The 21,121-nt window shown below is 74.9% G+C and carries 19 protein-coding genes and 1 pseudogene; 15 read left to right on the top strand and 5 right to left on the bottom strand.

What is annotated here, in order from left to right; genetic code table 11:
* Nucleotides 1–112 precede the first annotated feature (112 nt).
* Nucleotides 113–604, top strand: coding sequence for a MarR family winged helix-turn-helix transcriptional regulator (locus tag Sfr03f_RS26000; RefSeq protein WP_245967754.1), 492 nt, complete (start codon nucleotides 113–115; stop codon nucleotides 602–604).
* Between the two features lie 251 nt (nucleotides 605–855).
* Here Sfr03f_RS26000 and Sfr03f_RS25995 read toward each other — a convergent pair.
* Together Sfr03f_RS25995 and Sfr03f_RS30405 are read right to left on the bottom strand one after the other, a co-directional pair.
* A pseudogene (locus Sfr03f_RS25995) lies at nucleotides 856–1,184 on the bottom strand (abscisic acid-deficient protein Aba4 family protein).
* A gap of 178 nt (nucleotides 1,185–1,362) precedes the next feature.
* The gene (locus tag Sfr03f_RS30405) at nucleotides 1,363–1,554 is read right to left on the bottom strand and encodes a hypothetical protein (protein WP_159105735.1); all 192 of its coding nucleotides are present in this window, start codon (nucleotides 1,552–1,554) and stop codon (nucleotides 1,363–1,365) included.
* Between the two features lie 200 nt (nucleotides 1,555–1,754).
* Between Sfr03f_RS30405 and Sfr03f_RS25985 the strand changes: the two genes are divergently transcribed.
* The 9 genes from Sfr03f_RS25985 to Sfr03f_RS25945 all read left to right on the top strand — a co-directional run bounded on the left by Sfr03f_RS25985 (nucleotide 1,755) and on the right by Sfr03f_RS25945 (nucleotide 12,921).
* Nucleotides 1,755–3,179, top strand: a complete 1,425-nt coding sequence (locus Sfr03f_RS25985; protein WP_108956591.1) for an FG-GAP and VCBS repeat-containing protein — start codon at nucleotides 1,755–1,757, stop codon at nucleotides 3,177–3,179.
* A gap of 46 nt (nucleotides 3,180–3,225) precedes the next feature.
* On the top strand, nucleotides 3,226–4,707 hold the full coding sequence (locus Sfr03f_RS25980) for an FG-GAP and VCBS repeat-containing protein (protein ID WP_108956590.1): 1,482 nt from the start codon (nucleotides 3,226–3,228) through the stop codon (nucleotides 4,705–4,707).
* Between the two features lie 334 nt (nucleotides 4,708–5,041).
* Entirely contained in the window at nucleotides 5,042–7,717 is a 2,676-nt protein-coding gene (locus tag Sfr03f_RS25975; protein ID WP_108956589.1) for an FG-GAP-like repeat-containing protein, read from the top strand.
* 335 nt (nucleotides 7,718–8,052) lie between these two features.
* A complete protein-coding gene (locus tag Sfr03f_RS25970; protein WP_043247736.1) occupies nucleotides 8,053–8,256 on the top strand; it encodes a cold-shock protein in 204 nt (67 codons plus the stop codon).
* Nucleotides 8,257–8,361: 105 nt separating this feature from the next.
* The gene (locus tag Sfr03f_RS25965; RefSeq protein ID WP_108956588.1) at nucleotides 8,362–9,231 is read left to right on the top strand and encodes an NAD(P)H-binding protein; all 870 of its coding nucleotides are present in this window, start codon (nucleotides 8,362–8,364) and stop codon (nucleotides 9,229–9,231) included.
* A 294-nt stretch (nucleotides 9,232–9,525) separates the two neighbouring features.
* Nucleotides 9,526–9,930 (top strand): TOBE domain-containing protein, encoded by a 405-nt coding sequence (locus tag Sfr03f_RS25960; protein WP_108956587.1) that lies wholly within the window; start codon nucleotides 9,526–9,528, stop codon nucleotides 9,928–9,930.
* Between the two features lie 29 nt (nucleotides 9,931–9,959).
* Nucleotides 9,960–10,694, top strand: coding sequence for a molybdate ABC transporter substrate-binding protein (gene modA, locus Sfr03f_RS25955; RefSeq protein ID WP_245967771.1), 735 nt, complete (start codon nucleotides 9,960–9,962; stop codon nucleotides 10,692–10,694).
* Complete coding sequence (locus Sfr03f_RS25950) at nucleotides 10,691–11,497, top strand: ABC transporter permease (protein ID WP_108956585.1); 807 nt, start codon at nucleotides 10,691–10,693, stop codon at nucleotides 11,495–11,497. Before modA ends, Sfr03f_RS25950 begins: the two co-directional genes overlap by 4 nt.
* 335 nt (nucleotides 11,498–11,832) lie before the next feature.
* Nucleotides 11,833–12,921 (top strand): ABC transporter ATP-binding protein, encoded by a 1,089-nt coding sequence (locus Sfr03f_RS25945; RefSeq protein ID WP_372514208.1) that lies wholly within the window; start codon nucleotides 11,833–11,835, stop codon nucleotides 12,919–12,921.
* Here the strand turns inward: Sfr03f_RS25945 and Sfr03f_RS30400 are convergent.
* Nucleotides 12,916–13,125: a hypothetical protein gene (locus Sfr03f_RS30400; RefSeq protein ID WP_159105734.1), complete on the bottom strand. Its 210-nt coding sequence runs from the start codon at nucleotides 13,123–13,125 to the stop codon at nucleotides 12,916–12,918. The genes Sfr03f_RS25945 and Sfr03f_RS30400 overlap by 6 nt on opposite strands.
* 168 nt (nucleotides 13,126–13,293) lie before the next feature.
* On the opposite strand from Sfr03f_RS30400, the gene Sfr03f_RS25940 reads away from it, so the two are divergent.
* Together Sfr03f_RS25940 and Sfr03f_RS25935 are read left to right on the top strand one after the other, a co-directional pair.
* Nucleotides 13,294–15,066, top strand: coding sequence for a glycoside hydrolase family 13 protein (locus tag Sfr03f_RS25940; protein WP_108956583.1), 1,773 nt, complete (start codon nucleotides 13,294–13,296; stop codon nucleotides 15,064–15,066).
* Nucleotides 15,067–15,256: 190 nt separating this feature from the next.
* Nucleotides 15,257–15,577, top strand: coding sequence for a DUF6401 family natural product biosynthesis protein (locus Sfr03f_RS25935; protein WP_108956582.1), 321 nt, complete (start codon nucleotides 15,257–15,259; stop codon nucleotides 15,575–15,577).
* 473 nt (nucleotides 15,578–16,050) lie between these two features.
* Here the strand turns inward: Sfr03f_RS25935 and Sfr03f_RS25930 are convergent, their stop codons facing one another.
* Nucleotides 16,051–16,824, bottom strand: a complete 774-nt coding sequence (locus tag Sfr03f_RS25930) for a mechanosensitive ion channel family protein (protein ID WP_108956581.1) — start codon at nucleotides 16,822–16,824, stop codon at nucleotides 16,051–16,053.
* 125 nt (nucleotides 16,825–16,949) lie between these two features.
* Nucleotides 16,950–18,359 carry a PP2C family protein-serine/threonine phosphatase gene (locus Sfr03f_RS25925; RefSeq protein ID WP_108956580.1) on the bottom strand — a complete coding sequence of 470 codons (1,410 nt, stop codon included), beginning with the start codon at nucleotides 18,357–18,359 and terminating at the stop codon, nucleotides 16,950–16,952.
* Nucleotides 18,360–18,563: 204 nt separating this feature from the next.
* Here Sfr03f_RS25925 and Sfr03f_RS30835 point away from each other — a divergent pair, with 204 nt between their 5' ends.
* The 3 genes from Sfr03f_RS30835 (at nucleotide 18,564) to Sfr03f_RS25910 (ending at nucleotide 20,976) form a co-directional block, all read left to right on the top strand.
* Nucleotides 18,564–19,322 carry a hypothetical protein gene (locus Sfr03f_RS30835; protein ID WP_174721654.1) on the top strand — a complete coding sequence of 253 codons (759 nt, stop codon included), beginning with the start codon at nucleotides 18,564–18,566 and terminating at the stop codon, nucleotides 19,320–19,322.
* A gap of 108 nt (nucleotides 19,323–19,430) precedes the next feature.
* Complete coding sequence (locus tag Sfr03f_RS25915; protein ID WP_174721653.1) at nucleotides 19,431–20,465, top strand: hypothetical protein; 1,035 nt, start codon at nucleotides 19,431–19,433, stop codon at nucleotides 20,463–20,465.
* A 10-nt stretch (nucleotides 20,466–20,475) separates the two neighbouring features.
* Nucleotides 20,476–20,976: an SseB family protein gene (locus Sfr03f_RS25910; RefSeq protein ID WP_108956579.1), complete on the top strand. Its 501-nt coding sequence runs from the start codon at nucleotides 20,476–20,478 to the stop codon at nucleotides 20,974–20,976.
* The last annotated feature ends 145 nt before the right edge of the window (nucleotides 20,977–21,121 follow it).

Genomic DNA, 21,121 nt, shown 5'->3' with positions numbered 1-21,121 from the left:
CCACGTGGCAGGGGTGGGATGGTCCTCTACGAGCCTGGTCGGTCACTGTGCGTCACGGGCGGCCGGTGGGCTCGCCTAGTACGCTGACAGGCACCCCAGTGCCTGCGAGAGTGTGACCGTGACTGCCTTCCGCCGCTGCCCCGAGCCCGACGAGGTCGCACGTGTGACCACGACGGCCGCAGAGCTGCTGGAAGTCGTGTGGGGCCGCGCTTCGACGGCGCCCACCTCCGCGTCCCAGCTGCGCGTGCTGCACATCCTCGAACACCACGACGGCGTCAAGCTGCGCACCCTGGCCGAGTACCTGGCGTCCACGCCGCCCTCCACCAGCCGGCTGTGCGACCGGCTGCAGGCGGCCGGATTCGTCGAGCGGGTGGCGAGCCCGGAGGACCGCCGGGAGGTGCGGCTGCACCTCAGCAGCCGCGGCCGGGTGTTCCTCGCCGAGCTGCGGGCCCGCCGGGAGCGGGAGCTGCGCACGGTGCTGGCGGACATGCCGGCCGCCAAGCGGATCGCACTGCTGGAAGGGCTGGAGGCGTTCTGCGCGACGGCGCAGACGCAGATCCTCGGCGACGAGGCCTCGGACTCCGGCGACAGCCGGACGGCCTGACGCGGCGTTCACCACATCGGCGCCGCGGTCGTCGTCGGCCCTCGGCGACGGTGCCCAGCACCCGGAGGCGATCTCCGTCCACCGGAGCATTCCAGGTCCTTCCCCGCGCACGTCCGACGCGATTACTCTGTTGCCTGGCGGCTATCATTGTCAAACGGCAACAATTCGTTCGACCGCCCTTACTTGACCCCTGATACCCCCTCTTGGGCCGTTATGACGGGGCCGTTCGGCCCCATCGGAAAAACCCCAGGTCACAGGCCTGGGGTCTCGGCGCTTCGGCCCGTGGTCCGGGCCGTCCACCGGGTGCCCGCCACCGCGCCCCGCCTCCCCGCGACGGCACGCAGGCACAGGAAGAGCAGCAGCCCGAAGGGGGACAACAGGACGGTGAGAACCAGCAGCGGTCCCATCAGCAGGGGACGCAGCCCCAGGCGCCGGCCCTCCAGGTACATCCACTGACCGATCAGCAGGTCCCAGGCGACGAGACGACGCGGACGGTCGGCCCCCAGGCCGGGGCGAGGATCATCAGCGCCCACACGGGCGCGGCCGGCCAGAAGGACAGCTCGAAGAGGACACCGGTCACGACGCGACCTCCTCGGGGGCCGAACCTGCCGTCGGGGCCCGGCCTTTCGCGGGGGCCGCCGGTGCCGCCTGCGCCCGTTTCGCCGGTGCCGCCTGCGCCCGCCCCGCTGGTGCCGCCTGCGCCGCCTGCGCCGCACGTCCCGCCGGTGCCGCCGCCCGCAGCGAGAGCACTCCCCCGATCACCACGGCGACCAGGACCGCCGCGGCCGCCGCCGACATCGCCCCGTCCGGCCGGAGCAGGGGCGGCCGGCCAGCGCCTGCCACAGCACCCGCAGGAGGACCGCCGCGTACGCCGCCGAGGCGAGCAGCACCAGGCGCATGCGGACCCGGTCGTCGGCCAGGCGGACGGACCGCGTGCCGCGCCTGAGCACCGGAGCGAACCCGGCCCGGCTGTCACGCCGGGAGCCGCCGGGCGCCCGATGCCGCCGGAGCGAGCCGGCCCACCGTGACGCCGGGAGCCGCGTGGGTCCGCCGGGGTGGTCGCGTCCGATGCGCCGCGGGGGCACAACCCTTTGGGCGTCGGGCACGTCGTACGTCACCGAGACACTCGGTAGGTACCCCCGACGGGAGCATGACCTTGCGTAGACGCACTTTCGCCGTTGCGGTGGCGGCCGCCGTGGCCGTCGCCGGACTGGCCGCGCCGTCCGCCGGCGCGGCGCCCTCCGGGCTGCGGGACGACTTCAACGGCGACGGGTACCGCGATCTGGCCATCGGCACGCCGAAGGCGGACGGCGGCACGGTCACCGTCGTCTTCGGCTCCTCCTCCGGCGTCGGCCCGGCCCGGTCGGTGAACGTCACCCAGGACACCCCCGGCGTGCCCGGCGCCTCGGAGTCGGTGGACCAGTTCGGTGAGAACGTCATCAGCGGCGACGTCAACCACGACGGCTACGCCGACCTGATCGTCGGCGCGCCCTGGGAGGAGGTCGCCGGCAAGCCGCGGGGCGCGGTGACCGTCGTGTGGGGCGGCGCGAAGCCGTTCACCTCCGGTGGCCTGATGCTCACCGCGCCGGACGCCACGGCCGACTTCTTCGGCACCGGCGCCGCCTTCGCCGACCTCGACGGGGACGGCAGCGACCAGCTGGTCGTCATCGGCGGCAACACCTTCTGGTACTACGGGGACGGGGGACCCACCCAGGACGGGGCGCTGGCCCCGGAGTTCGGGTTCCTGCCCGACGGCGTCGTCCTGGACGGCGTCACGGCGGGCCACTTCACCTCCAAGGACGTCAGCGACTTCGTCCTGAACGGCAGGCTCCAGGAGGACGGCGTGGGCGTCGGCTCCTACGTGGGCCTGCTCCACGGCGGTCCCGGCGACATCGGCCACCACTCGTCGGTCCTGGCGAGCGGTTACGGCCCCGGCGGGGCCTCATGGGACCGGGCCGCCGCGGCGGGCGACATCAACGGCGACGGGTACGACGACCTGGTGACCGGCTGGTCGGACACGCCGGAGGGCGGCTCCTTCACCGTGCGGTACGGCAGGTCGGGCAGCCTGTCCACGGGCACGACGTACACCCAGGCCACCGCGGGCGTCCCGGGGACGCCGGAGGCGAACGACCACTTCGGCGAGGCCGTCGCGGTGGGCGACGTGACGGGCGACGGCTACGCGGACGTCGCGATCGGCGCCCCGATGGAGGACGTCGGGTCCCACCGCAACGTCGGCAACATCGTGTTCCTCAAGGGCGGCCGCCCCGGCCTGACCACCAGCGGCGCCCAGTCCTTCCACCAGGCCACCTCGGGCGTCCCGGGCGCCGCGGAGGCCGGTGACCACTTCGGCTCCTCCGTGCGGCTGCGCGACATCAACGGCAACGGCCGCGCCGACCTGGCGGTGGGCGCGTACGGCGAGGACGTGGTGTCCGGCGGCTACGACGACGGCGCCGCGTGGGTCCTGCGCGGCACGGGCACCGGCCTGACGTCCTCCTACGCGACGGCCTTCAACGCCACCGACTTCGGCTACCGGACGGTCGTCGGCCGCAAGTTCGCCGACGTCCTCGGCCGCTGACCCACGACGACCACCCATCCCCTTACATCCGAAGGAGGCGCGAGGCATGCGCGACAGGATCCTTCCCACGGCGGTGATCTGCGCGACGGCCCTGCTGGGCCTGGCCGCGCCCACCGGCGCACAGGCCGCGGAACGGGCCGTTCCGCAGGGCGACCTCAACGGCGACGGCTACCCCGACCTGGCGGTGGGCGCGCCCTCCGCCCCGGTCGACGGCAAGGCCGAGGCCGGTTACGTGCACGTGCTGTGGGGCGGCCCCAACGGCCCCGGACGGCACGGCTCCGTCCGGATCACCCAGGCATCCCCCGGCGTTCCGGGCACGCCCGAGGCGGGCGACCTGTTCGGCTCCGCGGTGGCCGTCGACGACGTCGACGGTGACGGCATCGCCGACCTGGTGGTGGGCGCCTCCAGCGAGTCGCTGACCAGCGACAGGTACGCCGAGCACGGCACCGTCACGGTGCTGCCCGGTGGCGCTGCGGGCTTCCCGGCCGGATGGACGGTCGCGCGCGGCGCCGACGAGTACGCGCGGATCGGCTCGGTGCTCGCCGTCGGCGACGTGAACGACGACGGCGCCCCCGACCTGGCGCTCGGCCGCAGGGCGGAGGAGCACGGCGACGCGGTCCTGCGACCCGGCCCGCTCACCGCCGACTCGCCGGACACCCTGGGCGGCGTGATCGCCCGGGCGACGTTCGGCGGCGTGATCGCCCTCGCCACGGGCGACTTCGACGCGGACGGCGACGACGACCTCGCCGTCTCGGTGAAGGCGCTGGAGACCAGGTCCGTCGAGATCCACCGGTGGCAGGACGGCGTCCCGCAGCGGCTGTGGAGCACCCCGGCCTCGGCCGCCACGCTCGCCGTCGCCGACTTCGACGCGGACGGCGCGGACGACCTGGCCCTCGGCTACTGCTATCCGAACTACGAGTCCGACACCCCGGACTGCGCGGACACCTCCACGGGCCGCGCCGAGGTGTTCACCGGCGGACTGGTGAAGGTCGCCTACGGCTCGGCCACCGGCGGCTTCGGCGCCCGCACGCAGGAGATCCAGCAGGACACCCCGGGGATCCCCGGCACCGCCGAGGCCGACGACCGTCTCGGGACCGCGCTCGCCGTGGGCGACTCCGACGGCGACGGCCACCCCGACCTCGCGATCGGCGACGCGAACGAGGCGGTCGGAACGGCCAAGAACGCGGGCATGGTCACCGTCGTGCACGGCGGCCCCACCGGTCTGCTCGCGGCCGACGGCACGGCCCGCGCGGCCGGCTTCACCCAGAACGGCGCCGGGGTCCCCGGCACCGCCGAGGCGGGCGACCTGTTCGGCGCGTCCGTCCACCTCCAGGACCACGACGCCGACGGCCACGCGGACCTCACGACCGGCTCCCCCGGCGAGAACTCCGCCACCGGCGGCGTCTGGCTCCTCCCGGGCGCGGCCCAGGGCCCCACGGCGACGGGCTCCCGGGCGATGAGCCCCGGCGGCCTCGGGCTTCCGGCGTCCACCGCCCCGCGGTACGGGCAGGTCCTCGGGCAGAGCTGATCCACGCCCCCGAGCCCCGGGGCAGCAGGCGCGGGAGAGAGCCCCCGCACCTCCTGCCCCGGGGGTCCGCGACCCCGGGGTACCGGGCGGCCCGTGGATTGACTACCGTCCCGCCTACAACCTTTGCCACGCCTGCGCAGTCATGTACATGAGGCCGGGGGACATCGCGTGGGCGCACGCCTCGCGACCTGTCGGGGCGCCGGGCCTGCCGCGCCGTCCGTGCGGGGCCCAGGCCGCCTCCGTCCCCTGCCTCCTGCCGACGCACCAAGGCGTCGACATACGTGAGGTAGGAGCTTTGACACGTCGTACGACACACGCCTACCGCCCGCTGAGCATGAAGCGCAGAGCCTGGATCACCCTGGGCGCCGTGCTCCTCGGCGGCGGTGGCGTGGCCACTTACGCGATGGCCGACCCGCCGGCCGGCACACCGGCCGACGAGGCCCGCTCCAAACGCCCGGTGCGGGTCTACGACCTCTCGCTGCCGGGCCAGGGCCCCAAGAGGGAACTGCCGCGCACCTCGACCAAGCTCTTCTCGCTGCTGGGCGTCTCCTGGGACGCCGCCGAGAAGGAGCTCGAGGGCACCGCCCAGGTGCGCACCCGTAGCGCGGAGACCGGCACGTGGAGCGGCTGGAAGGACCTTGAGTTCCACGCCTCCCCGCCGGACGAGCCCACCGCCGAGATGCGCGGCGCCTCGGAGCCGCTCTGGGTCGGCCCGTCCGACGGCGTCGAGGTGCAGGTGGTCCGCGAGGACGGCAGCACCACGGCGATGCCCAAGGGCATGCAGGTCAACATGGTCGACCCGGGCGTCGTCACCACCGCGGAGACGAAGTCCACGGACGTCCTGATCGAGCCGGCCGCCTTCGCCGCGGCGAGCGACGAGAGCGCGACACCCACCCCGCCGGCCACCGAGCCCGCCCCCGGGGACACCGAACCGGCCCCCCAGGACACCGAGCCCGCTCCGGCGACCTCGGAGCCCGCCGGGGCAACCACCCCGCCGGCCACCGAGCCCACCGCGACCGGCTCGCCCTCGGCCACCCCGTCCGAGACGGCCCCGACGAAGCCGCCGGCGCTCCCCTCCACCGTCACGCAGCCCCCGATCATCAGCCGGGCGCAGTGGGGCGCGGACGAGTCGAAGGTCGAGGACCCGGCCGAGTACATCGAGAAGGTCCAGGCGGTCTTCATCCACCACACGGTGGGCTCGAACAGCTACAGCTGCGCGCAGTCCGCCTCGCTGGTGCGCGGCGTGATGGAGTACCACGTCAACATCGAGGGGTGGAACGACCTCGGCTACAACTTCCTGGTCGACAAGTGCGGCCAGGTCTTCGAGGGCCGCGGCGGCGGCGTCGACCTCCCGGTCATGGGCGCCCACACCCGCGGGTTCAACAGCTACTCCGCCGGCATCGCCTTCCTCGGCGACTTCGAGGGCGTGGACGGCAAGCCGGCCGGCAGGCCGACCCGGGCCGCCCTGGAGTCGGCGGCCCGCGTCGCCGCGTGGAAGCTCGGCCAGTACGGCGGCAACCCGACCGGCAAGGTCACCCTGGAGGCCGCAGCCGACACCGGCGTCTGGAAGAAGGGCGACCAGGCCACCCTCAACGTGATCTCCGGTCACCGCGACGCCTTTGCGACCCAGTGCCCCGGCGCCACCCTGTACTCCAAGCTCGGCGAGATCCGCCGCGTGGCGGCGAGCCCGCTGCGCAACGCGGCAGTCCCCACCGCCGACTTCAACCGTGACGGCGTCAACGACCTGGTGGCCGGCATCCCGCGGGCGTCGAGCTCCGCGGGCAACGTGGTGGTCGTCCCCGGGTCCACGGACGGTCCCGACGGGCCGCTGCGCAAGGTCCTCTCGCAGAGCTCCGCCGGCGTTCCCGGCGCCTCCGAGGCGGGCGACAACTGGGGCGCGGCCACTGCCTGGGGCGACGTCGACGGGGACGGCTACGCCGACCTCGTGGTCGGTGCGCCGGGCGAGGACGGCAGCGCCGGAGCGGACGCCGGCGCCCTCACCGTGCTGTACGGTCCCACGCTCACCCGGGGCGACTTCGTGGCCGACCCGGTCGCGAAGGCCGGCGCCAAGCTGGGCGGCACCGTCGCGGTCGGCGACTTCGACGCCGACGGCAAGGCGGACGTGTTCGCGGCCGGCGCCGGCAACGGCGGCGTCTGGAGCACCAGCCTGAGCGGCAAGGGCACCCAGAAGGGCACGCTCACCGCCTCCACCGGCTCCGTGGCCTACCTGGACTCGGCGACCGGCGACTTCAACCGCGACGGCTACGCCGACGTGGCGCTGAACTACCGTGACCAGTCCTCGATCGGCCGGGTCACCTGGTTCAAGGGCTCCGCGGCCGGTCTGGTGAAGGTCAGCGTCCTGTCCGTCAAGGGCGGCCGCTCCATCGCGGCGGGCGACGTCAACGGCAACGGCTACGACGACATCGTCATCGGCCAGCCGTACACGGCGGAGTCCGGCGCCAAGGCCGGCGGTCAGGTCACCGTCGTCCCCGGCACCTCCACCGGCTTCACCACCACCGGGATGAAGACCGTCCACCAGGACACCGCCGGCGTCCCGGGCACGGCCGAGAGCGGCGACGCCATGGGCTGGTCGGTGTCGGCGGGCGACTACAACCTGGACGGCTACGCCGACGTCCTGACGGGCGCGCCCCGCGAGGACATCACCCGTAGCGGCAACCGCGCCGACGCGGGCATGGTGTTCCTGCTGAAGGGCAGTTCCTCCGGCCTCACCGGCACCGGGGCGCTCGGCTACAGCCAGGACACGGCCGGCATCAGCGGCTCGACCGAGACCAACGACCGGTTCGGCTCCTCCGTGGTGCTCCAGGACCTGTCGGGCTGGGGCCGTGCGGACCTGGCCATCGGCGCGGAGGGCGAGGACGCCTACAACGGAACCGTCTTCCAGATGGACTCCGGCAGTTCCGGCGTCTCCACCGAGGGCGGCGTGTACTACGGCCGCTCCCTGCTCGGCACTCCTGCCGGCGGCTACCTGGGCCAGACCCTGCAGCCGTAGCGGTGACGGCGTCACGGTGTGAACCGTGGCGCCGCCCGCGCCGGGCCGGTGAGCGCTCCTCGGGGCGCTTCCCGGTCCGGCGCTTTTTATTCCACTTGCCGCATGAATTTCCGTACAGTTTTTCTTGGCACTTCCCGCGAGGACGGCTCGACTTTTCGCGGGAGTCCTGTGCTACGGTGGTGACCAGTTGCAGTTTTGGTTACCAGAGACTTCTTGAGTGCTCTCAGACGACCTTTACGTCTACGGAGCACTCTTTTGTATTTCCGGACATTGCCAGAGCAGCGACCCCGGGTCCACGAGGTGTGGGCCTGGAAACTGCCCAGAAGGAGATTCACATGGCATCCGGCACCGTTAAGTGGTTCAACGCGGAAAAGGGCTTCGGCTTCATCGAGCAGGACGGCGGCGGCGCCGACGTCTTCGCCCACTACTCGAACATCAACTCCTCCGGCTTCCGTGAGCTGCAGGAGGGTCAGCGCGTGAACTTCGACGTCACGCAGGGCCAGAAGGGCCCGCAGGCGGAGAACATCACCCCCGCCTGACGCGTACCGCGCTCCGCGCACCACGCATCGCAGGGCCGGGCCCGCACTCCTCGTGAGTGCGGGCCCGGCCTTTCGTGTGCCCGGCGGGCAGGGGATGCTGGTGCCATGCGCATGGTCGTGACCGGGGCCACCGGTAGCTTGGGCACGCTGGTGATCGAAGGACTGCTGGAGAGGGTTCCGGCGGACTCGGTGGTCGCGGTGGTGCGGGACAGGGAGAAGGGCGCGGCGCTCGCGGCGCGGGGCGTACGGCTGACGACGGCCGACTACGAGGCCCCGGACACCTTCCACGGCGTCTTCCGCGCCGGCGACCGGGTCCTGCTGATCTCCGGCAACGACGTGACGGCCGACCGGGTCGCGCAGCACCGCACGGTGGTCGACGCGGCCGCCGCGGCGGGGGTGGGGCTGCTCGCGTACACCGGGGTGCCCGGGGCGCTGCAGGCCCGCCTGGCCGACGCCCACCGGCGCACGGAGGGCCTGATCCTCGCCTCCGGCCTGCCGTACACGCTGCTCCGCAACAACTGGTACACCGAGGCGTACACCGAGCAGCTTCCGCTGGTGCTGTACCTGGGCGCCGTCGCCCGGGCCTGCGCGGACGGGCGGGTGGCCTCCGCCTCCCGCGCCGACTACGCCGCCGCGGCCGTGGCCGTGCTCACCGGCGCAGGGCACGAGAACCGGACGTACGAGCTCGGCGGCGACACCGCGTGGAGCCTGGCCGAGTACGCGGCCGAGGTGAGCCGCCGCGCCGGCCGGGAGGTCCCGTACCGGCCACTGACCTTCGACGGCTACCTCGCCCACCTGACCGCCGCCGGGGTGCCCGCGCAGGCGGCCGAGCTGCTGGCAGGCGCGGACGTCTCGGTCGCCCGCGGCCAGCTGGCCGCGACGCCCGGCACGCTGTCCCGGCTGATCGGCCGCCCGACCACCCCGATGCACCGTTCCGTCGCCGAGGCCATGGCGGGGCTCACCGCCGCAGGATGAGTGAGCGGGGCGGCAGCCGCCGGGCATCGGCCGAGGGGGTGCCGGTCGAACGGGCGCCGGCCGAACGGGCGCCGGCCGAGCGGGTGCCGATCGACGGGCGTCGGCCGGTCAGGTGCCGACTGCTCCTCCTGGGCCACGGGCGCGTGCTCACTCCCCTCTGACGCGCCGGGCCGGGAGCGGCGTTACGGACGGGACGCAGAAAACTCGCACCGGCCGGGCACAGCACCGCACATGCGGGACCACTGACCGGCGCACGCTGGCATTCGCGGCGGAAAGTGCCATAGGTTGACGCACATGCGTGAGTACTCCATGGCTCGGGCGGCCCGGTTGCTGGGGGTCAGTGCCGACACGGTGCGGCGGTGGGCGGACGCCGGGCGGCTGCCGACCCGGCGGGACGACGGGGGACGGCGGGTGGTGGACGGGCGGGACCTCGCGGCCTTCGCGGTGGAGCTGGCGCGGCACGGTGACGAGGAGCGCCCCGCGTACACCTCGGCGCGCAACGCGTTCGCCGGCATCGTGACCGGGGTGACGCTGGGCGACGTGGCGGCCCAGGTGGAGATCCAGGCGGGCCCGCACCGGCTGGTGTCGCTGATGACCCGGGAGGCCGTGGAGGAACTCGGCCTGGAGGTCGGCGTGGAGGCCACCGCCCGGGTGAAGGCGACCAGCGTGCACGTCGACCGGCCTGTGGAGCAGCGGTGAGGCGCGGGCGGCGGTGGGCCGGGGCGGCCCTGACTGCGGCCGTGGTCCTCTCCGGGTGCGGCACGCAGGAGGCGGAGCCGACGGTGACCGTGTTCGCCGCCGCCTCCCTCAAGGAGTCCTTCGGCACGCTGGGGGAGAAGTTCGAGGACGAACACCCGGGCACCAACGTCGAGTTCAGCTTCGGCGGCAGCGACACCCTGGCCGCGGGCATCACCGGCGGCGCACCCGCCGACGTGTTCGCCGCCGCGGACGAGGCCACCATGGCCCGGGTCACGCAGGCGGGCGAGGCGTCCGGCCGGCCCGAGGCGTTCGCCCGCAACCGGCTGGCGATCGTCACCCTGCCCGGCAACCCGCACGGCGTGCGGAGCCTGGGCGACCTGGCCCGCCCGGAGCTGAAGGTGGTGCTCTGCGACGTCTCCGTGCCGTGCGGCGCGGCGGCCCGCACGGTGCTGTCCACCGCCAGGGTCCGTGTCCGCCCCGCCTCCTACGAGCAGGACGTCAAGAGCGCGCTGACCAAGGTGCGGCTGAAGGAGGCCGACGCGGCGCTGGTGTACGCCACCGACGTGAAGGCGGCGGGCGACGCGGTGACCGGCGTGGAGTTCCCCGAGGCGGACACCGCGACGAACAGCTATCCCATCACCGTCCTGAAGAACGCGCCGCAGCCCGAACGGGCCGCCGAGTTCGTCGAGTTCGTCCGCTCGGCGCAGGGCCGCCGGGTGCTGCGCGAGGCGGGCTTCCTGGAACCGGGCCCGGGCGCGCGGTGAGCACCGCCCGGCCGGCCGCGCGCGCCCCGCTGGCCCTGCTGGTGCCCGCGGCGGCCGGTCTGGTGTTCCTGCTGCTGCCGCTGGCCGCGCTCCTGCTGCGCGCACCGTGGGCCGCCCTGCCCGCGCAGCTCGGCAGCCCCCGGGTCTGGGAGGCGCTGCGGCTGTCGCTGCTGACGGCGACCGCGGCGACCGCGCTGTGCCTGGTGCTGGGCGTGCCGCTCGCCTGGGTGCTGGCCCGCACCGACTTCCCCGGCCGGCGGCTGGTCCGCGCCCTGGTCACGCTGCCGCTGGTGCTGCCGCCGGTGGTCGGCGGTGTGGCGCTGCTGCTGGCACTGGGCCGGGACGGCCTGGTGGGCCGGCTGCTGGACGACTGGCTCGGCGTGACACTGCCGTTCACCACGGCGGGCGTGGTCGTCGCCGAGGCGTTCGTGGCGATGCCGTTCCTGGTGATCAGCGTGGAGGGCACGCTGCGCGCCGCCGACCCGCGGTTCGAGGAGGCGGCGGCCACCCTGGGGGCGTCCCGGTTCACCGCCTTCCGGCGGGTGACGCTGCCGTTGATCGCCCCCGGCGTCGCGGCGGGCGCGGTGCTGGCCTGGGCGCGGGCGCTCGGCGAGTTCGGGGCGACGATCACCTTCGCGGGCAACTTCCCGGGGCGCACGCAGACCATGCCGCTCGCCGTCTACCTGGCCCTGCAGAGCGACCCGGCCGCCGCCGTGGCGCTCTCGCTGGTGCTGCTGGCGGTCTCGGTGGCGGTCCTCGGCGCGATGCGGGACCGGTGGACGACGGGAGTGGGGGCGGCGTGACGACGGACGGACAGACGGCGGACCGTCCGCCGACGGGCCCCGCGGCGGAGAGTGCGGGGGCGGGGGGCGCGGTGACGGGAGGCTCACCGGCGGGAGGCGCTGCGGCCAGTGGCTTCCCGGCGGGAGACACTGCGGCGGAAGGTGCTGCGGCCGAGGGCTTCCCGGCAGGAGACGCTGCGGCGAAGGGTGCTGCGGGCGAAAGCACCCCTGCGGGCGGCGCCGCAGCCGCGGGTTCTGCGGCGGAAGGCTCCCCGGCGGGCGGCCCCGCGGCCGAACGCTCCCCGGCAGGAGGCCCCGCAGCCGAACGCTCCCCGGCAGGGGGGCTGGACGCCCGGTTGGTGGTGCGGCGCGGGGCGTTCCGGCTGGACGTGGCGCTGAGCGCCGCACCGGGCGAGGTCGTCGCGCTGCTCGGCCCGAACGGCGCGGGCAAGACGACCGCGCTGCGCGCCCTGGCCGGTCTCTCCCCGCTCGACGGCGGCCGCCTGCGTCTGGACGGCGAGGACCTCGCCCCGCTGCCCGCCGAGCGCCGCCCGGTCGGCGTCGTCTTCCAGGACCACCTGCTCTTCCCCCACCTGTCCGCGCTGGACAACGTGGCGTTCGGCCTGCGCTGCCAGGGCGTGCCGCGACGAGAGGCCAGGGCCGAGGCGGCGCGGTGGCTGGAGCGCGTGGGTCTGGCCGAGCACGCCGCGGCCCGCCCGCGGCGCCTGTCCGGCGGCCAGTCCCAGCGGGTCGCGCTGGCCCGCGCGCTGGCGACCCGCCCCCGGCTGCTGCTGCTCGACGAACCGCTGGCGGCACTCGACGCGCGCACCCGGCTGGAGACCCGCGCCACGCTGCGACACCACCTGGAGGAGTTCGAGGCGGTGGCCGTGCTGGTCACCCACGACCCGCTGGACGCCATGGTCCTGGCGGACCGGCTGGTGGTGGTGGAGGAGGGCCGCGTGGTCCAGACGGGCACCCCCGGCCAGGTCGCCCGCCGCCCCCGCACCGACTACGTCGCCCGCCTGGTGGGCCTCAACCTCTACCGCGGCACCGCCTCCGGCCACCGGGTGCACCTGGACGACGGCGCGGCCGTGGTCACCGTGCCGGAGGACCTGTCCGGCGAGGTCTTCGTGGCCTTCCCGCCGTCGGCGGTGACCCTGCACCGCGAGCGGCCGACGGGTCCCGCCGACGTGAGCAACGTGTGGCGGTGCCGGGTGGCCGGGATCGAGACGCACGGCGACCGCGTCCGCGCGGAGCTCACCGGCCGGCTGCCCCTGGCGGCCGACCTCACCACGGTCCGTGCCGCCGACCTGGGGCTCACACCGGGCGGCGAGGTGTGGGCCGCGGTCGAGGCCGGGCGGACGCACGCCTACCCGGTCGAGGCCGGGCCGACGCACGCCCCTCCGGTCGAGGCCGGGCCGACGCACGCCCCTCCGGCGTCATAACCGGTCGGTCGTCCGCTCGACCGCCTCGTTCTCCGTGGTCCCGGGACCCGGCGGCACCGCGGCGGACGGCCCCAGGTGGGCCGCCAGGACCAAGGCCGCCACCGTCACCAGCGCGGCACCCACGGCGCGCAGGTGGCGTGCGTGCGAACGTGCGATCAAGGCGACCTCGCCAAGTCCGGGAAACGACAGGTGAACGACGATCAACGTGCGGCTCAACCTAGGCCCGCGTCAGCCCGACGGCAAGGGGCTCAGGGGTGCGGGCACGTGGGCGGCTTTTGCGGACATGTCCGCGCGGCATGAACACGGTCGTCCACAGGTTGTGAAAAGTGGAGGGAGGTACGGGAGTACCGGAGCCGAGCCGCAGGAGTCGTCGTGACCGTCAGTCCCCCGCCCGAGCAGAACCCCGCCGAGCGCAGCGCCCCCGACCTGTCGTCCAGGGACCCCAACTGGTGGCGGCAGGCGGTGATCTACCAGGTGTACCCGCGCAGTTTCGCCGACGCGGACGGCGACGGGCTGGGCGACCTGCGCGGTGTCACGCGGCGCCTCGCCCACCTGGCCACCCTGGGCGTGGACGCGGTCTGGCTGAGCCCCTTCTACCCGTCGGAGCTCGCCGACGGCGGCTACGACGTCGCCGATTACCGCGACGTCGACCCGCGCCTTGGCACGCTGGAGGACTTCACCCTGATGGTGGCCGAGGCGCACCGGCTGGGTCTGAAGGTGATCGTCGACCTCGTCCCCAACCACACCTCCCGCCGGCACGCCTGGTTCGAGGAGGCGCTGCGGGCGGGCCCCGGCTCCCCGGCCAGGGACCGGTACGTCTTCCGTGACGGCCGCGGCCCCGGCGGCGAACTCCCGCCGTCCGACTGGCACTCGGTGTTCGGCGGCAGCGCCTGGGAGCGGGTGCCGGACGGCCAGTGGTACCTCCACCTGTTCGCCCCGGAGCAGCCGGACCTCAACTGGGACAACGAGGAGGTCCGCGCCGACTTCCGCACCACCCTGCGGTTCTGGTCGGACCGCGGCGTCGACGGCTTCCGGGTCGACGTGGCGCACGCCCTCGCCAAGGACCTCACCGAGCCGCTGCGCGATCTCGGCGACCTGGCGGCCGGCGGTGACGAGGCGCTGGAGGGCATGGCCCCGGGAGAACACCCGCTCTACGACCGGGACGAGGTGCACGAGGTCTACCGCGACTGGCGCAAGATCCTCGACTCCTACTCCCCGCCGCGGATGGCGGTGGCCGAGGCCTGGGTCCCGGGCGAGCGGCGGGTGCTGTACGCGCGGCCCGACGAACTCGGGCAGGCGTTCAACTTCGAGTACCTGCGGGCCCCGTGGGACGGCGAGGCGCTGCGCGAGGTGATCACCTCCTCGCTGGACCAGGCCCGCGCGGCGGGCGCCTCGGCGACCTGGGTGCTGTCCAACCACGACGTCATCCGGCACGCCACGCGCCTCGCCCTGCCGCCCGAGGTGGACCCGGACGCCTGGCTGCTCTCCGACGGCCGTGAGCCGGCCGTCGACGTGGAGCTCGGGCTGCGGCGGGCGCGGGCGGCCACCCTGCTGATGCTGGCGCTGCCGGGTTCGGCCTACCTGTACCAGGGCGAGGAACTGGGCCTGCCGGAGGTCGCCGACCTGCCCGCCGAGGCGCTGCAGGACCCGATCTGGGAGCAGACGGGGCACACCCGCAAGGGGCGCGACGGCTGCCGGGTGCCGCTGCCGTGGACGCGGGGCGGCGCGGGCTTCGGGTTCGGTCCCGCGTCCGGCGGAGGGTCCGGCGGCGGGCCGGGCGGCGGCTCGGGTGGGGCGTCGGGCGGGGCGTCGGGCGGCGGACTGCCGTGGTTGCCGCAGCCGGAGCACTTCGCCGAGCTGTCCGTGGAGGCGCAGGACGGGGTGGAGGGCTCCACGCTGGAGCTTTACCGGGCGGCACTGCGCGTCCGCCGCGGGCTGCTGAGCGCGGACGAGTCCCTGACCTGGCTCGACGGCTCGCCCCCCGGCGTCCTGCACTTCGCCCGCCCGGGTGGCTGGCAGGTCGTCGCCAACACCACTCCTGCGGCGGTCCCGCTCCCGGCGGGGCGCGTCCTGCTCGCCAGCGGCCCGCTGAACTCCTCGGGCGCCGAGCTCCCGGCGGACACCACGGTGTGGCTGAAGGCCTGACACAGAGCGGGCCGCCGGCACGGGTCCGGCAGGGCGCGCAGCACGGGTCCGGCAGGGCGCGCAGCACGGGTCCGGCAGGGCGCGCAGCACGGGTCCGGCAGGGCGCGCAGCACGGGTCCGGCAGGGCGTGTGACGCGCTCCATGCCCGGCAGGGCCCTGCGGGAGGCGGGCCCCCGCCTACCGTGGGGGCATGTCCCCGCTGGCCCGGATCGCCCATACCTTCACGCCGCGTTTCGCCGAGTTCGCCTTCGAGCCCGGCTTCACGGCGGCCGTGGACCAGCACGTGGCGGAACTGCGTGACCGGCTCGGCACCGCCGGCCCGGCCGCGGGCCTCACCCCGGCCGCGCCGGACCCGGCCGACCTCACGGACTACGCCCTCGGCTTCCTCGACGCGCTCGACGACCTCGACTGGCGCGAGCCCCCGGGTCACGACTACGCCGTCTGCCGCCTCACCGCCATCACCTGGTTGGTCCACCACCACGACCTCCTCCCACCCCCCGCCACGCCCTGAACCGCACCCACCCCCGGCCCACCGGGCCGGAGGCGGTCCGCCGGGCGGGGCGGCGGCCCACCGGGCCGGAAGCGCACCGGGCGGGGGACCGCCCACCGAGCCGGGAGTCGGGCCACCGGGCCGGGCGGCGGCCCACCAAGCCGGAAGCGCCCACCAAGCGGGGGACTGCCCACCGAGCCGGAGGCACCCCACCGGGCTCGTGAGGCTACCCACCGGGCGGGGCAGCGGCCCCCCAGGCCGGAAGCGCCCCCCAGGCGGGGGACCGCCCACCGAGCCGGAGGCACTCCACCACGTCGGAAGCGCCCCACCATGCGGAGACGGCCCACCGCCAGAGGCGCTCTCAACGGCCGGAAGCGCCCCCACCGGGCCGGAAGCGCCCACCAGGCGGGGGACCGCCCACCGAGCCGGAGGCGGACCACCCGGCCGGAAGCGCCCCACCGGGCCCGGGAGCGCCCCACCGGGCCGACGAGGTGTCACCCCTCCCGGGGGTGGCGCTCGCCCTCGGGACGGCCCGTGCCGTCCCCTTCCCCCTCCCGTTCCGCCCGGTACGCCGCCACCCCGCTCCGCGCCGCCGCGACCTCCTGCTCCGCCCGCGTCAGCCACCGCTCCCACCGCGACCGCATCGGCCCGATCAGCCCGCCCCCGACGCCCACCACCGCGATGCCTCCCACCGTCGCGAGCCCCGCGTACAGCACCGGGAGGACCACCCCCGTCGCGACCCCCGCCTGGCTCGCCGCCGCGACGAACCCCAGGAGCAGGACGACCGCCCACAGCACCCTCGCCACCGCGCCCCCGTACGCGGCGGACGCGAGCACCGAGCCCACCACCCTCCGCACCGCGTCCGCGACCGCCAGCGTGACCACGACCAGCAGCACCGCCACGATGCCGCGCGGCAGCCACGCCACCACCCCGTCGACCACCGCACCGACCGGGTTCGGCCCGAACACTCCCAGCGCCAGCCGCAGCACCGCCAGCATCAGCAGGTAGAACACCAGCCGGCTGATGATCCCGGTCAGGTCGTGCGGTGAGTCCCGCAGCAGCAGCCGTACCCCCGACCGCGCCGCCGGCCTTTCCGAACCGGCCCTGCGCAGCATCCGTTCCAACACCTTGGCGGCCGTCCTGGCGACGACCCACCCGACGACCAGCACCACCAGGAAGACCGCCAGCCGCGGTACGAACGCGACGACCTCCGACCAGGCGTCGTCCAGCCCTCCGGTGAGGTCCACGGCCAGGCGTCGACGGACCATCGGCGGACCCCTTCCTCAGCACGCACCCTGCCGGTGCCCTCACCACGTTCACCACTCCCCCGCACCGCTGCGGCACGCCCGCGCGGCAGGTCCGCCCGCCGACGCCCGTCCTCATCCCTGCTCGGTCACCCGCCCCCGGCGCCACGCCCGGACCCGCGGCGCACCGGCCGCGGCAGCCGGAACGGCACCGGCCCGAGACGGACCCGCCCCTGCGGATGCGTCACACCGCCCACGTCCTCGGCGTCGGGGCCGGGGCCGGGGCCGGGGTCGGGGTCCGCGTCGAGGTCGGGCTCGGGGTCGTCCAGCGACCTCGCCGGCTGACACCACGGCGGCGGCTCCTCCGGTCCGGGTCGCCGGACACAGAAGATCGTCGTGTCGTCCTCCAGGTGGTCGTCGGAGTGCAGCAGCACCCCGTCACGCACGAACCGGGCGATCCCCCGCGGCCTGCGCAGCGTGGGGCTCCGGGCGGCCGCGCGGGCGACCTCCTTCCGGAGCGGGTAGAACTCCCCCGCCTTGTTCCGCGCCTCCGTCACCCCGTCGGTGGTGAGCAGCAGGGTGGAACCCACCGGCACGGTGGTCCGCACCATCGGCGGTGGCTGGTCGGCGATGTCGCTCAGCCCCAGCGGCAGGCCGTGCGCGCCGGGCAGGGGAGCGCACTCCCCCGAAGGGCTGATCAGCAGCGGCGGTTCGTGACCGAAGTTGACGATGTCGACCACGTCCGGCTCGTCGGCCGGGAAGTCGAGCATCACCGCCGTGGCGAACCGGTCGCGGTCCTGCTCGGCTCCCAGGTCGAGGCGGTAGGCGACCTGTCTCTTCAGCCGGATCTCCAGCCGGGAGGCGATCACCGACAAGGACCGCTCGTGGTACGCGGCCTCCCGGAACGTGCCGAGCAGGGCCGCCGCCGTCTCGACCACCTCCAGCCCTTTGCCCTGCACGTCGCCGATGAGCACCCGCGTGCCCCAGGGGCTGGGCTGGATGTCGTAGAAGTCGCCGCCGACCCGCGCCTCGCTGTTGGCCGGCAGGTAGAGCGCCGCGTGTTCCAGCCCGCCCAGCCCTGGCGGGAAGGGCCGCAGGACCGCGCGGCGCGTGGTGTCGGCGACCACCGACATCTGCCGGAGCTTGTCGGCGTGGGCGACGCGCACCGCGCAGGCGAGGACGGAGAACGTCCCGCCGATGATCAGCAACACGAGGACCGGCCACACACTGACCATCGGCCGGGAGACCAGGGTGACCAGCCCGTACGCGGCCAGCGCCAGCACCGCGAGGACGGCCGTGGCCCGCACGCTGCACAGCGCCGCGGCCACCCCGGGGACCAGCACCAGCCAGGAGGCGGCCCGGAACCAGTCGGGCGTCGACACCTCCGCCACGATGCCGATCACTCCGATCAGCACCGGGAGCACCCAGTTGACCGCGTGGCCGCGCCAGTACAGGAGGCGCTCCACCCCGGCCTCGCGCACGAACACGGCACGCGGCGCCGCCGGATCGTGGACCGGGCCTCCGGTGGCGCTTCTCCCGGCAGGGGGCGTGGGCTGCATGTTTTCAGCGAAACACGGGCCTGGGACGCCTGCATCCGGTCGTGGACACAGGCGCGTTCCCGAGTTGCCCGTTCACTCGTACGGGTGTCCGCTGGATATCGGAGCCGGGCTTTGTCCACAGGCCGCCGCAGGACCGCGGCGTTCGTTGCATGCTCGGGGTCCGGCTCGACGACCGCCCGGTTTCCGGCGGAGAGGAGCGTTTCCATGACGTACGCGCCACACGCCCCCCGGGGCTCGCTGTCCCGGCGGCCTCCCGGCACCTGGCACGAGGGCGCCGACTCGCGCCCGCAGGCCGACACGCGGCTGCTGGGCGACCGCGGGACGAAGGCCATGAAGACGGTCGCGACCGTGGGGTCCGGGCTGATCTACGGCTACTGGGCCGCGGCCAACACCCGCGACGGCGGCCCGATCACCGGCTGGAACACGTTCTACGGCTTCATGACGGCGCTGGCCTTCATGCTGGCGCTCGCGGCGATGCTGGCGCTCACCCCGCGGTTGTCCCGCGGCATACGCGCCGTGGCCTGGGCCGCCTTCACCGGCGTCGCGCTGGGCTTCCTGGTGAGCACCACCGACACCAGCGTCATCCGCTCCGTCGTCCTGGGCGGAGCCCTGGCGGTGGGCGTCTTCGTCTCCGCCCTGTACCGGATACAGACCCGCCCGAGGCCCGGGGACGCCCGGACGGGCGACCCCGGCTACCCGGTCACCGACCGGCAGGACGCACTGCGTGTGGAGGAGTACGGGCAGGAGTCCTTCACCGCCCGGACGGCGCGGGAAGCCGTGGGGCCGGCCGCCTCCACCGCGCCGGCCGCGCCCGCGTCCCCCACGGCCCCCGCCTCCGCGGGGCGGCCCGCGGACCACGGCACGGTCGGGCACCGGCAGTTGCGGCGGCGGCGCGGCGGCGGCAAGGTGCGGCTGCTGACGCGCAGGCGCAGGATGGCCCGTTCCATCCGCCGGCACCACTGATCCGGGCTCCGCGGGGCCGGGCCGACGGCCCGGCCCCGGTGGCCGCCGCCTCACCCGGTCGGACGCGCGTCGCTCGCCCCGGCCGGACGGGCGGCGTCTCCTGGGAGGGTGAGTCCCCGCACGCGCCGTCTCCGTGACGTGCTGTCGGCGGCCCTGACCGTCGCGGCGTGCCTTCTGCTGCCGTTCGGCGCGCTCGCCGCCTGGGCGGTGCACCAGGTCGCCGACACGAGCAGGTACGTCGAGAGCATGGCGCCCCTGTCCTCGGACCCCGCCGTGCGCGGGGTGATCGCCGACACGGTGGGCGCCGGGATCGTGCACGAGCTGACGGACCGGCGCGACCTGCCCCCTTCGGCGGCGCCCTTCGTCCACAGCGCCGTGGACTCCTTCACCCGGACCGCGGCGTTCCGGGCCGTCTGGGACGCCGGCAACCGGGCCTCCCACGAGGCGGTGCTGAAGGCCCTGCGCGAGCGGGGCGACGGCCCGGTCACGGTGGACCTGGCGCCGATCACCGAGCGGGTGCGGCACGAGCTGGCCGACGAGAACGTGCCGCTGGCCGGCAGCATCCCCGTCCGGCACGCGCGGGTGGCGGTGCTGGAGCCGCAGGAGCTGCGGCGGCTGCGGGGCGGGCTGCGCACCCTGGAGGTCGCCGGGGTGTGGCTGCCGGTGTCGGCGGGGGTGCTGGCGGTGGCCGGCATCGCGGTCGCGGTCCGGCGCCGCCGCGCCGTCACCGCGACGGCCCTCGGCACGGCGGTCGGCGGCGCGGTGCTGGTGGTCGCGCTGCTGGTGGGGCGGGCCGCGATCCTCGCCGACCTGCCGCCCGGCGTCTCCCGCGCGGCGGCGGCCGCGGTGTACGACGCCCTGACCACGACCCTGCGGCAGGTCGCCTGGTCGCTGCTCGGCCTCGGCCTCCTGGCGGCAGCGGGCACCTGGCTGACCCGTCGCCGGTTCCTGGCCCGCCTGCCGCGCCGCTCGGCCGAGCCTGCCGCGGCCGCTTCCGTCACGTCCGTCACACCCGTCACACCCGTTCCACCCGCCGCCCCGGGGACGGCAGCCCCGGGCACGGCTGCCCCGGGGGCGGCGGCGCCGGGGACCGGAGAGGCCCGCTCCGCCAACCCGTCGCTTCAAGGACGCGTCGTTGACTAGTCTTTGCGGCATGTACGGCTACGACCCGAACGCCGGCGCCCAGCAGCAGTACGCCCCGCCGCCGCAGCAGCACCAGCAGCAGTCGATGGGCGGCATGAGCGGCGGTTACGGTCAGCCGCAGCAGCCGCTCTATCCCGAGCCCTCGACGGCCGCGCCCCCCACGCTCGCCGAAGCGGTGCGCGCCTTCACCACCGGCACGATGACGGCGGAGGACTTCCACCAGGTCTTCGCCACGTCCAAGGTCTACTGCCCGCGCGGCGACAACCCGGGATTCCTGGCGCTGCACAACACGCAGCAGCCGGTGATCCCGATGTTCACCTCGCTCAAGGAGCTGCGGCGGTACGCGGGCAAGGAGTCGAAGTACTTCGTCATCACCGGTTCCGAGGTGCTGGACCTGCTGCCCTCGGGGTACGGCTTCGTGCTGGACATGGAGGGCGAGCACCGCATGGTCTTCGACGCCCAGACCGTCGAGCAGATGGTCGACTACGCCATGCGGCGCATGTACACCTGAGCGCCGGCGCCCCGCCGCGGGGAACCACAGGGAACCACAGGCCCGGAGGACCTCCCTCCGGGCCTCACGTGTGCGCCCGCGAGCCTGCGGACACCGCCCGACCGAGAAAGTTGAACTCTCAACTAGCGGAAAGTTCAACAATCAA

This window comes from Streptomyces fragilis (assembly GCF_003112515.1).
Classification (GTDB): Bacteria; Actinomycetota; Actinomycetes; order Streptomycetales; family Streptomycetaceae; genus Streptomyces; species Streptomyces fragilis.
This window is presented reverse-complemented; position numbering and strand designations above follow the sequence as displayed.